Genomic DNA, 13,962 nt, shown 5'->3' with positions numbered 1-13,962 from the left:
TTACAACTCAAATACAAAATGCGCCAGTCAATGATTTAGAAGATGTTATTCATACAATTGAAAGTGAAAATAATGTTACAATTGCGTATACGCCAATTAATCAGTCAGAAGATGCTATGAACGACGCGTTACGCATGCAACTTACGAAAAAGAAAGTAACGTTAAATAAGCTTTGGATTACGAAAGACGAAGTTATGAAAGTGAAGACGGAAGGGCAATCGAATAAACTGTACGATCAAGGAAAGGTAAAAGCGAGTTTTTTTGCTAAATATATTGCGAAAGATGATACGATAATTTTAATTGGGACTTCTATTGCGAATTCAAATGAAATTATAAATACGTTAAATACATTTTACTTATATATCGTATGTTTCTCGCTTCTTCTTATTATTTTACTTGTGTGGATACTTTCAAAAATAATAACGACGCCACTGAAAGAGCTAAGTGATGTAGCTCAGGATATTTCACATTTGCAGTTTAAAAGAACGAAAGTGAAAACGAATGATGAAATAGGAGAGTTGGCCAATAGTATTAATATCATGAGTGAAAAACTACATGAAGCACATCAAGACTTAACTGATCGTAATGAACATTTAAAACGATTTATGGGTGATGTAACGCATGAATTAAAGACACCGATCGCATTAGTAAAAGCATACTCTATGGGGATTAAAGATGGATTAGATGATGGGACTTATGTAGATACAATTATTAAACAAACAGATCAAATATCAAACTTAATTGAAGAACTATTACGATTTTCTAAACTAGAAAGAGATATTTTACAAAAAGAAGAATTCCCCATTGAACCACTGGTCCAGAGTATATTAGATAAGCATCAGATTGAACTGGATTCGAAAGAAATTAACTTGCAAGTAAATTGTAATGCGGGCGATACAATCGTTTATGCAGATTTAAATAAAATGAGAATGGTGTTTCAAAATTTAATTTCTAATGCGATAAAATATACAGCAAATCAAAACATAATAATTACATTAGAAGATAGAAATAAAAGTATATATTTCCAAATAAAAAATGGCATTCCTACGGATAAAATTAAGGATATCGAGAAAATTTGGGAGCCTTTTTATGTACTAGAATCTTCTCGTAGTAAAGAAAAATCAGGTACAGGATTAGGTTTAGCGATAGTGAAAAGTATTTTAGAAAGGCATGGTTTTGAATATGGAGTTTCCTCTATAGATGGAGAAATTCAATTTTATATAAATGTGAAAAAGGACTAATGAAAATATTAGTCCTTTTTGCAGCTTTAGAGATTAGCGATATAGGATGAATCACCATAATTTTCAAAATTGATGTATTAAATGGAGAATTAGCAAATGTTCTACTTTCATTAAATTCACGTGAAGTTCACAGGAAAACGTTATATTTACATAGTTATATTTGAATTTAATGAAGTGAGGTATTCAGATTTGAAAAGAAAGAAATTAGTAATTGGTAGCATTTTAATGGGTATGACGTTATCTTTATCTGCATGTGGTTCATCAGATAATATTGTAACGACAAAATCAGGAAGCATTTCAGAAAGTGATTTTAACAAAAAATTAAAAGAAAACTACGGTAAACAGAATTTATCTGAAATGGTAGTAGAAAAAGTATTAAATGATAAATATAAAGTTACGGATGAAGAGGTAACGAAACAACTAAAAGAATTAAAAGACAAGATGGGCGATAATTTTAATACATATATGGAATCCAATGGTGTGAAAAATGAAGATCAGTTGAAAGAGAAATTAAAGCTTACTTTTGCTTTTGAAAAAGCTATTAAAGCAACCGTAACGGAAAAAGATATTAAAGATCATTATAAGCCAAAGCTTCAAGTTAGCCATATTTTAGTAAAAGATGAAAAGACAGCAAAAGAAATTAAAGAAAAATTAAATAGTGGCGAAGATTTCGCGGCATTGGCTAAACAATATTCAGAGGATCCAGGTTCTAAAGAAAAAGGTGGGGAACTATCTGAATTTGGACCTGGTATGATGGTGAAAGAATTTGAGGATGCTGCGTATAAGTTAGAAGTTGGTCAATTGAGTGAACCTGTTAAATCTTCTTTCGGATATCATATTATTAAGCTAACGGATAAAAAAGAGCTTAAACCGTATGAGGAAGAGAAAGAGAATATTCGTAAAGAATTAGAACAGCAACGTATACAAGATCCTCAATTCCATCAACAAGTTACTAGAGATCTGCTTAAAAATGCAGATATAAAGGTATCTGATAAAGACTTGAAAGATACCTTTAAAGAGTTAGAAAAATAATAAATGGAATGTAAGGCAAGCGATAGAAATATCGGTTGTCTTTTTCTCTATTTATCCCGCTATTTGCCGGGCAGTAAGACCCCACCTCAAAATCCAGCGAAAACAAAGAAGTGGCCCTGCTGCTCGTAAACGCCCAATTGGTGAGGGCTGATTAAAGTTTCACTTTATAAAGAAGGAGGAAGTGGGAAAATACTTTCATACCTGCATTAAATTTTACTTAATAAGAAATCTTTGAGTTTCTCAACTTTTATATAAAATAAAACTGAATTTTCAGTTATTTTGTTATATAGTAAAAGAGAACGAATAAGGGAGGGAACATTTTGAGTAAAAAGAAAATGGCAATTACACTGTCAGCAATGCTATCTGCAACAATTATACCTAGCTTTACTATGGATGTGCATGCAGAGAAGAAGGAAGAGACTAAAAGTAAGAAAATTGAATTAGAAAATGGGATGACAAAACCGATTTATTCTCTCGATGAAGCTATTATCGAAAATTTATATGTAGAGACAGAAGTTGATAGTGATCGAGACGGTAAGAAAGACAGAGTATCGATAAAAGTTATGCGTCCAAAGACAGATCCGAATGTGAAAGTTCCTGTTATTTATGAAATGAGTCCATATCGATCTGGATTAAAAGATGTTCCTGTATATAATGTAGATGAAGAATTGTATGCGTATGAAGGAAAACCGTATGGAGCGGTTAATCTTGGTTCGTATGGGAACTATTACGTGCCAAGAGGTTATGCAGTTATTCTAGGCGAAAGTATCGGTACTGGAAAATCAGATGGATGCCCTACAACTGGAGATGAACAAGAGATACTCGGGACAAAATCTGTTATTGATTGGGTAAACGGTCGCGCGAAAGCATTTACAGAACAGGGTGAGGAAGTTCAGGCAAATTGGTCTACAGGAAATGTAGGTATGACTGGAGTTTCCTATAATGGTACTTTACCAAATGCTGTTGCGACTACTGGAGTCGAAGGTTTAAAAACAATTATTCCAATCGCAGCAATTAGTAGTTGGTATGATTATTATCGTGCAAATGGTGCAGTCATTGCTCCAGGCGGATATCAAGGGGAAGATACAGATAATATGGCAGAAGCAGTACTGACAAGGGAAAACCCTGAAGTTTGCGGACAAGTTATAAAAGAGTTAACGGCTGGACAAGACAGAAAAACAGGTAATTATAATGATTTTTGGGATAAACGTAACTATGTAAAAGATGCTAAAAATGTAAAAGCGAGTGTATTTGTTGTTCATGGTTTAAACGATTGGAATGTTAAAACAAAACAGTTCGCGCAATGGTGGGAAGCACTTGGAGAAAATAATGTTCCTCGTAAAATGTGGCTACATCAAGGTGGTCATGGTGGGACATCAAGTAATAACTGGCAGCAAACACAAAATAAATGGTTAGATTATTGGTTGTACGGAATTGAAAATGGAATTATGGATGAACCAATGGTTGATGTGCAAAGAGAAAATAAAACGTGGCAAAAGATAAAAAATTGGCCAGATCCATCAGCTGTACCTTCAAAAATCCGTATGTATTTAAGTAATAAATTAGTCAATTTGCCATTAAGTATGGGATCGGCTAATAAAGTTTTCTCATTCTTAGATGATGCACAAATGAAATCAAACCAATTAGTAGCAAACCCAGAATTAGAAGTAGCAAATCGATTAGTATATACAATGCCTGTACTGCAAAAAGATACGCGTATAAGTGGTACACCAAAGATTTCAATTACAGGAAATATTGATCGATCTGTATCAAATTTAACAGCATTACTTGTTGACTATGGAGGAGCGAAGCCGGAAATCGTAACGAGAGGCTGGATGGATCCACAAAACTTAAAGAGTATAGAAAATTCAACAGCGATTCAACCGGGCAAAGATTATACATTTACATGGGACATGCAGCCAGATGATTATGTATTTAAAGCGGGGCATCAAATCGGAGTTGTTTTAATTGCAAGTGATTATGATTATACAATTAGACCGAAAGCTGGCACGAAACTTACAGTGAAATTAAGTGAAGTGACATTGCCGATTGTGAAATAAATATTTTTTCTAAAGAGCTTACTAAAGTAAGCTCTTTAATTTGTAGTCTGAATTTTTAATTTTTATATTTCAAATTGGAAGGTTATGTAATACAATATCATTATATTCTATGGAAAGTGAGTGATATATTATGACAGTCAGCTCTTTCGAAATATCATTAAAATCAGAGGTACAGGAAGATTAGTTGAATTGAAATCTTCCGTACGTAAAAACGGAGGAAAAAATAAATGTTTAGCTTTTATAGTACACTTTGTACAGAACTGTATGATTACACAAAACCAGTCGGTTATTCTTTAAATGGTGATATTGAGTATTACAAAAAACGTTTAAAAGATTGTAGAGGAAGAATCCTCGAAGCCGCAGTAGGTTCAGGACGTGTCATCATTCCGCTTCTAGAGGCTGGTTTTAAAGTGGATGGGATAGATTATTCACCTGAAATGCTAGATTCTTGCCGTAAGCGCTGTAAAGAGAGAGGCTTACATCCTAATTTATATGAAGGAAGCTTGCAACAATTTTCACTTCCGCATAAATATGACGCAATTATCATTCCTACTGGATCTTTTTGTTTAATTGAAAATCGTGTGGATTCTATAAAGGCATTGAAATGTTTTTATGAACATCTTAATCCAGATGGACGATTAATCGTAGATATTATGCTTCCGCATGACTGGAAGACTGGGGAAATTCATACATCGACTTTCTCTTTGCCGAGTGGAGACGGAATCACATTAGAAAATAAATCAATTGAAATAGATTGGCTGAACCAAGTTACTGTATCATATTTGAAATATGAAAAGTGGAGTAAAGGACAGTTAGTACAAACAGAACTACAACGCTTTGCGCTGCGCTGGTATGGAATAGAAGAGTTTAAACTTCTTTTAGAAAGTATAGGTTTCTCTAACATTACTTGCTCTGCTGAATATGATTATGAAAAAGAACCGTCAAATGCAAATCAAATGATTACTTTTGAAGCTATGCGAAAAGAATAGAACTAAAACTATGAATAAAAAATAAGGCAATCGATTTAAAATCGGCTGCCTTATTTTTAATTTTATGTAATGGTTTATAGAGAAAGATTGGAGGGAAATAAGTGAAACTTATATTAATATTTGGCCCACAAGCAGTTGGAAAAATGACAGTGGGGCAAGAATTAGCAACATTAACCGGTTTAAAACTTTTTCATAACCACATGACAATTGATTTAGTAAGCCAATTTTTGATTACAGTACGAAAGAAGCAAAAAGACTAGTAAGTTTATTTCGTAATGAAATATTTGAAGAAGTATCTAAAAGTGATTTATCTGGAATGATTTTTACGTATATATGGGCATTTGACCTCCAAGCGGATTGGGATTATATACATCATGTAGAAAGTATTTTTGAATCAAAAGGTGGGACAGTGTATTTTGTAGAGCTGGAAGCGGAATTAGATGAAAGATTAGAACGAAATAAAAGCCCGAATAGATTAGAACATAAACCGAAAAAAAGAGATATTGAGTGGTCTGAAAATAATTTGAAAGAAACGATGAAAAAGCATAGATTAAACTCTCTTCATGGTGAAATTGAAAAAGAAGAGTATATAAAAATTAATAACACGTATTTGAGTGCAAAAGAAGTAGAGGAAATGATTAAAGAGAAGTTTCAATTGTGAAATTTTTGAAGTCTATTTCGTTTTCGTTGTACAAGAATTCTCCTACTAATTACATATACTATTTATGTTAAAGTCGGCTACTATTTTATATAGGGCTGTTATTTTCCTATAAATGCTATTTTAGTGAAGTGGGAGGAATCAATTTGGAAAACGTAGAACAAGATAGAATTGAAAGTCAAGTGTATTCAAATCGTGTAGTAAGATCAGAATTTGATTCGAATTGGGAAACTTGTATATCAAAGAGTGGTTATGTAATTTATGTAGCAACAAGTAATAGTGCTTCTTGCAGATGGTTCAAGTAAATTATTAATTTTCGAAAAAGGCGGTAAAGTAGTAGTTGGTGGCGGCGGAACAAGTCATTACAGTAAGCCGCATATTGCAAGAAATATTTAAGATAGAACATGTTAATTAAGAAGAAGCTGGAAAACGGTTGTCATTCATGTTTAGGGCATGATAGACGAACCGTTTTTTATTTGTTTATAAATTTAGAAGAACTTCATTGATTACAAATACATCAGGATGAGCAGCGAAATTAGAAGAAAACTTGGCGGGTAATGGTACAAAATATTATGTAGGTTTGCAAGAATCTTATAAGCGATATAAAAAAGCATTTCCTATTTGGGGAAACACTACTTCTATGTTATAGTATAATAGTGTTTTTAGATGGTGCTATTTTAATATATTTATAATTTTGTTATGTATTATTTTTATATTAAATAAGCGTCTAAAGTATTTTTTTATATAAGGAGTAATAATTAGAGAAATGAAAAATATAGACTTTATACTAGAAAGTGATGAGGCATTAAAACCGTCTGAACGATTAGTACTATTATTATTAGAGAAGCATAGAATGTTATATACGAACGATCTATTGGCATTATCAAATTTATCATATAAAACATTAACAGATTCATTAACGGCGCTAGTTTTAAAATCGTATGTGTTAAAGGAAACAGGTAAGGGAAGAAGACAGAATTGCTATAGATTAGTATGATAAGGCAGCTGTTTTAGAAACTTTTACATATGTTTTTTCGATCGTAAGGTGAAATTGTATTTTTGTTTTCAAACGAAAAACTTACTACAAGAGGGGCTAAGATAGTAGTGTTTCATTTTTGTAAATGTAATTATTTCATCATTGAAAATACAAAAATAAAATAAACCGCATAAAACAGAAATAAAAAAACAATCCATTTTAAAAATGGATTGTTTTTTTATTGGAATAATATTATTTGATATGTTGAAAGCATAAATAGCAGAATAAACATTACCTGTTTTAGTTCATGCAACTGAACAAATATGATGAAAACTATGTGTATAGTTTTTTGCTTGCTTTTTCAGTAACTCTAATGAAATCATGGTCTTCATTGTTTAAAGGCAGTATTTTTAACATTATTGCTATTCAGCATTAAGCACAAAAAAGTAATATATAATATTATTATGTAAACTTAAGATTTTAAAAGGAAAATATAATAATTAATAGAACATGTAGAAGGAGATGCTTAAATATTTTGAAGGATGGGAGATTATTATGGAGCATTTACAATCAATAGCACAAGCTGTTATAAGTGGTGATAAGGAAAAAGTAGTGGAGTTTATAAAGGCGAGTCCAAGTATTGTTAACGAATGTAGTAAAGATGGCTGGACACCACTTCATTTAGCAGCTTATTTTGGACAGAAAGAAATAGCGAGTTTTCTTTTAGAAAGCGGTGCAGATATACATAGTAGAGCAAAAAACGAAAATGAAAATACACCTTTGCAAGCGGCAATTGCGAACAAGCAAAGTGAACTTGTCGCTTTCTTAATTGAAAAAGGATCAGATGTAAATATTATGCAAAGTGGTGGCTGGACAGGACTCCACGAAGCAGCATTATTAGGAAATGAAGAAATAATTATGTTGCTCCTTAAAAATGGAGCTAATAAGATGATTAAGAAAAATGATGGAAAAACAGCGTATGATATTGCATTAGAAAAAGGATATAATCACCTTTTACATCATTTGAAACAGGAAGTGAACTTATGATGAATAAATGGAGTGTTGGTATATTTTTATTTAATGAAGTAGAAGTGTTAGACTTTGCAGGGCCATTTGAAGTTTTTTCTGTAACTGAGGTGAATGAAGAAAAAACATTTACTGTTTATACAGTTAGCGAGAATGGGGAAATGATTACAGCAAGGAATGGATTGAAGGTACAGCCAGATTATAGTATTGAAAATTTACCACCAGTGGATATTTTAATAATTCCGGGTGGGCTAGGTGCTAGAAAATATGAAATAAAAAATGAAATAGTAATAAAATGGATTCGCCAACAAATGAAAGAAGTAAAGCTGATGACTTCAGTTTGTACAGGAGCGCTATTACTGGCGAAAGCAGGTTTACTGGAAGGTTTAAAAGCAACAACACATTGGGCTAGTATTGAAAAGTTTAAAAATGAGTTTCAAAATGTTGAAGTTATAGAAAATGTAAAGTTTGTAGATGAAGGACATATTATAACATCTGCCGGAATTTTAGCTGGAATTAATATGGCATTTCATATTGTGAAAAACTTGTTAGGTATGCATGTTGCGGAGGACACAGCGAAGCGAATGGAGTATGATATTAGTTTGCCAAATTAAAAAGCCCGGATTGGGCTTTTTATATTGAATGAATATAGTTAAGCTCTTCATCACTCAAAATAGGGCGAACAGATGCATTTGCATTTTCTTGTGCTTGTGTTCCTGTTTTTGCACCAGGAATTACAACACTTACTGCCGGATGAGAGAGTACATAGCGAAGTGCAAGTTGCCCTAAGGTCTGATTTTTATTTGAGAGCAGCCGAAGTTTCTCTACGGTTTGTAAGTCTTCTTGAAACCAAGTTTCATTTGGCCAATCTTTGCGTAAATCTCCATCTGGAAAAATTGTTTTATTTGTGAATTTTCCAGTTAAAATGCCCATTTTTAATGGACCACGAATAACAGCTCCTAGATTTTTCTCTTGTAAGAATGGTAATATATCTTTTTCTGGTTTTCGATTTAATATATTGTAATCAAGTTGTACGATATCAATTTCGTTGTTGTTATTGAAATGATGAATGTATTGTAAATCATGAGTCGAAACACCGACTGCTCTTACTTTGCCATCACGTTTTAATATGTCAAATGCACGTAGAAATGCTTCTGTTTCTCTACGATTATGCCACCAAATATGACAAAAATAAAGATCAATATAATCTGTTTGAAGACGTTGTAAACTTGTTTCGAATACGGCGATGATTTTTTCGGGAGTATCATATACAGGAACTCCATTAGGGTCGTAGTGATGTCCGATTAAACCACCTTTCGTTGATAGGATAATATCATTACGATGTCCTTTAATCGCGGTAGCTACCAACTTTTCACTATGTCCTAAACCATACACATCCGCAGTATCAATAAAATTCACACCACACTCAATTGCTTTTTTTATAGCGGTTATAGATTGTTTATCGTTAACAGGTCCCCATTCATCACCACCGATTGCCCATGCGCCAAAACCTATTTCAGAAACAGTTATTCCAGTTTTACCTAATGTGCGGTAATGCATATTCCCCTCCTTGTAAGCATGTTATAACATGGATATGTGGGGAAGTAATTTTGTGTGTGAAAAAACTCTTCTACAATAGTAGAAAAAGAATTACAGAAACTACTATTTTATAGCAGCATGTATAAAAAAAATCGGTGTAAATATGGAAATGTCGTCGAATGCTATCTTTAATTGGTTAATTTATGGGATATTTTTGTGAAGGAGTTTATTGTATAAGAATAGAATTTAGTTTAGTAAGAAAACGTGCCGATGGTAGTGAAAAATATGGGTTAGGGGGATTTGAATGAGGAAACTCGAGCGAGTAAATGTTCCTAATATACCAGAGCAATTATCACAACCTAGTGACAAGCGTAGGATAAATAAAAAGAAGTTAAGGCGACTTATTTTAATGGTCCTTTTTATTGCGGCAACTACTCTATATGTTCAATATATTTTAACGAAACAACAAGAAGCAATTGATAAAAAGAAAGATACGATTACGGATCAAAAGAAGCGATTAGTATCTTTAAAGAAAGATAAAGATTCTTTAAAGACTAACATAGAAAATTTAACAGACGATGAGGAAGAAATTTTGAAGTTAGCGAGAAAAGAGTATCAATTTTCTAAGTCAAATGAAACTATATTTGTGATGCCAAAGTAATAAAAACAGTTAGCCATTGAACTGCACCCCCAATTGTTAGACACCGTCTAACAATTGGGGGTGCAGTTTTTTATGTATGAATGTCATGGTACAAGGAACAATCACATATTGTAGAAATGAAGAGTTTAAGCTATTTTCATAAATATGGAATATGCACTAAAATAAATGTTGTTAAAATTCTGTCAATTATATTATAATACAAGGTAAGCGGATACATTTTTTAATCAACGTTGAGTTCCTCGCTCATACGACTATTAAGAAACCCGTTATCCTCGTATAAGAAAGGAAGATAGCTGTGTACGCTTCAAATACAATTTATATCGTAGGGGATGCGAAAGCACCTCAAAATAATCCCATTACTGAAAAGTTTAAAAGCTATTTCGTAGCATTTATACTTGTTAAGGATACAGGGGAAATTGTAGATGCAGACTGCTCAGCGACAATTGCATTAACATCTCAATTTGTTAAATATTTATTTCTACATAAAAATATAAATGACCCGGCGTTAGTAATGGAAGTAAAGAACCGATATTTCGGTTCTTCTCAAAAAGCGTTACTTGTAGCGCTAAAAGATGCACAGAAAAAATATAATCAGATTGCTGCTTTGTCTACTCAATCATAGACAAAATCCAGCCGTAAGAATCATTCTTATGGCTGGATTTTTTTATTTCACATTATCGTCCTACATCAAAAGTGAACGAAAACAAAGTAGAGAGATAGAAGAGTAAATGCCCAATAGGTTTACCTAATAATCCGTGGGTATAAATCTCCGGTGGATTAAAATTTCACTTCATTGGAGAATGAAAGGATGAACAAAATGAAAATTACAGATGTAAAAGTAAATCGTAGACGTGTAAAACTGCATACACCGTTTAAAACCGCGCTTCGTACTGTAACAGAAATTGAAAGTATAGATGTTTATATTCATACAGACGAAGGAGTGATTGGTAAGGGGGCTGCAGCCGCAACGCCAGTTATTACGGGGGATTTCACCAGCGGAATGGAAGAAGCGATTTTAGGACCGATGCGTTCATGTTTAATTGGTCAAAATATCATTCAGTTTCAGCAGTTACTACATGGCATTCAAATGAGTTGTATTGGAAATTCAAGTGCGAAAGCAGCGGTAGATATCGCTTTATATGATGTATATTGCCAATATCAAAATGTGCCGTTATATGCCTTGTTAGGCGGGAAGAAAGAAATTCATACCGATATTACAGTGAGTGTGGATGAGCCTGTATTAATGGCAAAAGAAGCGAAGAAACATATAGAAAAAGGATTTCAAACATTAAAGATTAAAGTGGGTAAAGAGGCGCATTTAGATTTGGAACGTATTGAGGCAATTCGAAATGTGGTACCAAGAAATACGATATTACGTTTAGATGCGAATCAAGGTTGGAGTCCAAAAGAAGCGGTCTCTATTATTCAAGAAATGGAAAATCGTAATTTAAATATAGAATTTATTGAACAACCAGTACATGCGAAAGATTGGGATGGGCTAAAGTATGTCAAAGATCGTGTGCAAACGCCAATTATGGCCGATGAAAGTATATTTTCAGCAAGTGACGCATTAAAGCTCGTTCAAGGAAGATATGCAGACTTCATTAATATTAAATTAATGAAATGTGGTGGTATACGTGAAGCATGGCGTATTGCAGATATCGCAGAAACAGCTGGTGTGAAGTGTATGGTGGGCAGCATGATGGAATCTTCACTTTCCGTTAGTGCTGTTGCACATTTAGCGGCAGCGCATCCTAATATTCATTATTTTGATCTTGATGCACCGCTTTGGTTAATGGAAGAGCCAGAAGGAATGACTTATTCTGGATCAAAGGTAAACCTTCAATCGACAGTGAATAGTAAGTCTTAGGAGAAGAGACTAGTAAACTATCTTTTAAGGGGGATAAATATGAAAAAAGTAGGAACTGCATTTTTAACAACTTTATTTTTATTTTCATCGTTTACATCGGCAAATGCTGAAGAAAAGAAGGATAATAAAGCATTTATAGATGTATCTGCTGCAACGTTATGGACAGCACCTGATTCATTAAGGTCAATCGATACACCGAGTGCAACAAATCCAGTGGATCTATGGAAATGGACGAAATCAATGACACTTGACGAGAAACTATGGTTAACAAATGCAAATAAATTAGAAACACAAGCGTTACTCGGTCAAGAAGTAACCGTTATTGATAAGAAAGGCGAGTGGGTGAAGGTATTAGTGCATGGACAGCCAACACCACGAAATGAAGAAGGTTATCCGGGCTGGATGCCTGAAAAGCAATTAACATATAATCAAGAATTTGCAGATAAAACAAATGAACCTTTTGTGTTAATAACAAAGCCAACTGCGATTTTATATATAAATCCTTCTGAAAAACATAAATCACTTGAAGTCAGTTATAATACAAGACTGCCGCTATTAAGTGAAGACACAATTTCATACCGTGTATTGTTGCCAAATGGTCAGAAAGCATGGCTACGAAAAAATGATGGAACAGTTTACCGTTCTCAAACTGATATTCCAAAACCGACAGCTGATGATTTAATTAACACAGGGAAAATGTTTTTAGGTTTACCGTATATATGGGCTGGTACAAGTGGTTTTGGATTTGATTGCTCTGGCTTCACGCATACGATCTATAAATCGCACGGCATTACAATTCCGCGAGATTCTGGACCGCAATCAAGAGCAGGAGTTGCAGTTGATAAAGAAAATCTACAAAAGGGAGATTTAATTTTCTTTGCACATGATCAAGGGAAAGGTAGTGTCCATCACGTCGCAATGTATATTGGTGATGGCAATATGATTCACTCACCAAGAGCTGAAAGATCGGTAGAGTTTATACCGCTAAATACACCAGGATATATAGAAGAATACGCTGGTGCTCGTCGTTACTTACCTTAAAAATAGAGGGGGTTTTTAAATGAAAAAAGTTGTTCGTTACTCATTAGTTAGTACTCTATTAGTTTCTTCATTTTTAGTTGGCTGCGCAAAAGAAAAAACTGCAACAAAGCCGAAAGATGAGAAGAAAGTATTACAGTTACTAGAAACGGGTGAAATTCCGTCGTTAAATTCAGGGAAAGTAACAGATGCAGTCTCGTTTAACGTTTTGAATAACGTAATGGAAGGACTATTTCGTCTATCGAAAAATGATGAAGAAATTGAAGCCGGCGCACAAAAATATGAAGTGAGTAAAGATGGAAAGACATATACATTCCAATTGCGTGATGCGAAATGGTCTAACGGAGATCCAGTAACCGCCCATGATTACGTATACGCTTGGAAGCAATTGATTAATCCAGATACAGCTTCTCAATATGCATACATTGCGTACGATGTAAAAAATGCTGAGAAGATAAATAAAAAACAACTAGGTCTAGATGAATTAGGAGTAAAAGCGAAGGATGATAAAACATTCGTCGTAGAGCTAGAACATCCTGTACCGTATTTTACGAAATTATTAATTTTACCATCCTTCTATCCAATTAACGAAAAATATGCGAAAGAGCAAGGTGATAAATATGGATTAGAAGCAAATAAAGCGGTATATAATGGACCGTTTACATTATCAGAGTGGAAGCATGAAGCTAGCTTTACAATGAAGAAAAACGATAAGTATTGGGATAAAAAAGAAGTGAAGTTAGATGAAGTAAACTATCAAATTGTAAAAGAAATTTCAACTGCGGTAAATTTATATGAAACAGATAAAGTTGATAGAGCTGTTATTTCTACAGAATTCGTAGATAAATATAAAAATAATAAAGAGCTAAAAC

The 13,962-nt window shown here is 33.4% G+C and carries 13 protein-coding genes and 2 pseudogenes; 14 read left to right on the top strand and 1 reads right to left on the bottom strand.

Going from position 1 to position 13,962, the window contains the following annotated elements; genetic code table 11:
* The 9 genes and pseudogenes from GBN78_RS24295 to GBN78_RS24255 all read left to right on the top strand — a co-directional run.
* On the top strand, nt 1-1,241 hold a 1,241-nt coding region (locus tag GBN78_RS24295; RefSeq protein ID WP_226798492.1), incomplete at its 5' end, for a sensor histidine kinase.
* 189 nt (nt 1,242-1,430) lie between these two features.
* Nucleotides 1,431-2,273, top strand: coding sequence for a peptidylprolyl isomerase PrsA (locus GBN78_RS24290; RefSeq protein WP_001987511.1), 843 nt, complete (start codon nt 1,431-1,433; stop codon nt 2,271-2,273).
* 320 nt (nt 2,274-2,593) lie between these two features.
* Nucleotides 2,594-4,333 (top strand): Xaa-Pro dipeptidyl-peptidase, encoded by a 1,740-nt coding sequence (locus GBN78_RS24285; RefSeq protein WP_152127781.1) that lies wholly within the window; start codon nt 2,594-2,596, stop codon nt 4,331-4,333.
* A gap of 227 nt (nt 4,334-4,560) precedes the next feature.
* The gene (locus tag GBN78_RS24280; protein ID WP_152127780.1) at nt 4,561-5,322 is read left to right on the top strand and encodes a class I SAM-dependent methyltransferase; all 762 of its coding nucleotides are present in this window, start codon (nt 4,561-4,563) and stop codon (nt 5,320-5,322) included.
* Nucleotides 5,323-5,423: 101 nt separating this feature from the next.
* Nucleotides 5,424-5,983 (top strand): annotated as a pseudogene (locus GBN78_RS24275) (AAA family ATPase).
* 143 nt (nt 5,984-6,126) lie between these two features.
* Nucleotides 6,127-6,376 (top strand): annotated as a pseudogene (locus GBN78_RS24270) (hypothetical protein).
* A gap of 370 nt (nt 6,377-6,746) precedes the next feature.
* A complete protein-coding gene (locus GBN78_RS24265) occupies nt 6,747-6,977 on the top strand; it encodes a hypothetical protein (protein WP_000789031.1) in 231 nt (76 codons plus the stop codon).
* A 534-nt stretch (nt 6,978-7,511) separates the two neighbouring features.
* Nucleotides 7,512-8,003: an ankyrin repeat domain-containing protein gene (locus GBN78_RS24260; RefSeq protein ID WP_000400674.1), complete on the top strand. Its 492-nt coding sequence runs from the start codon at nt 7,512-7,514 to the stop codon at nt 8,001-8,003.
* The gene (locus GBN78_RS24255) at nt 8,000-8,596 is read left to right on the top strand and encodes a DJ-1/PfpI family protein (RefSeq protein ID WP_152127779.1); all 597 of its coding nucleotides are present in this window, start codon (nt 8,000-8,002) and stop codon (nt 8,594-8,596) included. The genes GBN78_RS24260 and GBN78_RS24255 overlap by 4 nt, the downstream gene beginning before the upstream one ends.
* Nucleotides 8,597-8,615: 19 nt before the next feature.
* Here GBN78_RS24255 and GBN78_RS24250 read toward each other — a convergent pair whose 3' ends face one another.
* Nucleotides 8,616-9,542: an aldo/keto reductase gene (locus tag GBN78_RS24250; protein WP_000559359.1), complete on the bottom strand. Its 927-nt coding sequence runs from the start codon at nt 9,540-9,542 to the stop codon at nt 8,616-8,618.
* Nucleotides 9,543-9,825: 283 nt separating this feature from the next.
* Here GBN78_RS24250 and GBN78_RS24245 point away from each other — a divergent pair, with 283 nt between their 5' ends.
* From GBN78_RS24245 to GBN78_RS24225, 5 genes are all read left to right on the top strand, one after another.
* Entirely contained in the window at nt 9,826-10,182 is a 357-nt protein-coding gene (locus GBN78_RS24245; protein WP_152127778.1) for an FtsB family cell division protein, read from the top strand.
* 295 nt (nt 10,183-10,477) lie between these two features.
* Nucleotides 10,478-10,804, top strand: coding sequence for a DUF3870 domain-containing protein (locus GBN78_RS24240; protein WP_000271312.1), 327 nt, complete (start codon nt 10,478-10,480; stop codon nt 10,802-10,804).
* A gap of 186 nt (nt 10,805-10,990) precedes the next feature.
* Nucleotides 10,991-12,052 (top strand): dipeptide epimerase, encoded by a 1,062-nt coding sequence (locus tag GBN78_RS24235; RefSeq protein WP_152127777.1) that lies wholly within the window; start codon nt 10,991-10,993, stop codon nt 12,050-12,052.
* A 39-nt stretch (nt 12,053-12,091) separates the two neighbouring features.
* Complete coding sequence (locus GBN78_RS24230) at nt 12,092-13,093, top strand: C40 family peptidase (protein ID WP_152127776.1); 1,002 nt, start codon at nt 12,092-12,094, stop codon at nt 13,091-13,093.
* Between the two features lie 19 nt (nt 13,094-13,112).
* The coding region (locus GBN78_RS24225) for a peptide ABC transporter substrate-binding protein (RefSeq protein WP_193224754.1) at nt 13,113-13,962 on the top strand (850 nt) is incomplete at its 3' end.

It is taken from the genome of Bacillus sp. B2-WWTP-C-10-Post-4 (assembly GCF_009183805.1).
GTDB classification, from domain to species: Bacteria; Bacillota; Bacilli; order Bacillales; family Bacillaceae_G; genus Bacillus_A; species Bacillus_A cereus.
This window is presented reverse-complemented; position numbering and strand designations above follow the sequence as displayed.

What these genes read in the sequence shown, in the direction of transcription:
- GBN78_RS24235 (WP_152127777.1), top strand. Translation starts at nt 10,991, where the DNA reads ATGAACAAAATGAAAATTACAGATGTAAAAGTAAATCGTAGACGTGTA.
- GBN78_RS24230 (WP_152127776.1), top strand. Translation starts at nt 12,092, where the DNA reads ATGAAAAAAGTAGGAACTGCATTTTTAACAACTTTATTTTTATTTTCA.
- GBN78_RS24255 (WP_152127779.1), top strand. Translation starts at nt 8,000, where the DNA reads ATGATGAATAAATGGAGTGTTGGTATATTTTTATTTAATGAAGTAGAA.
- GBN78_RS24265 (WP_000789031.1), top strand. Translation starts at nt 6,747, where the DNA reads ATGAAAAATATAGACTTTATACTAGAAAGTGATGAGGCATTAAAACCG.
- GBN78_RS24245 (WP_152127778.1), top strand. Translation starts at nt 9,826, where the DNA reads ATGAGGAAACTCGAGCGAGTAAATGTTCCTAATATACCAGAGCAATTA.
- GBN78_RS24280 (WP_152127780.1), top strand. Translation starts at nt 4,561, where the DNA reads ATGTTTAGCTTTTATAGTACACTTTGTACAGAACTGTATGATTACACA.
- GBN78_RS24250 (WP_000559359.1), bottom strand. Translation starts at nt 9,542, where the DNA reads ATGCATTACCGCACATTAGGTAAAACTGGAATAACTGTTTCTGAAATA.
- GBN78_RS24260 (WP_000400674.1), top strand. Translation starts at nt 7,512, where the DNA reads ATGGAGCATTTACAATCAATAGCACAAGCTGTTATAAGTGGTGATAAG.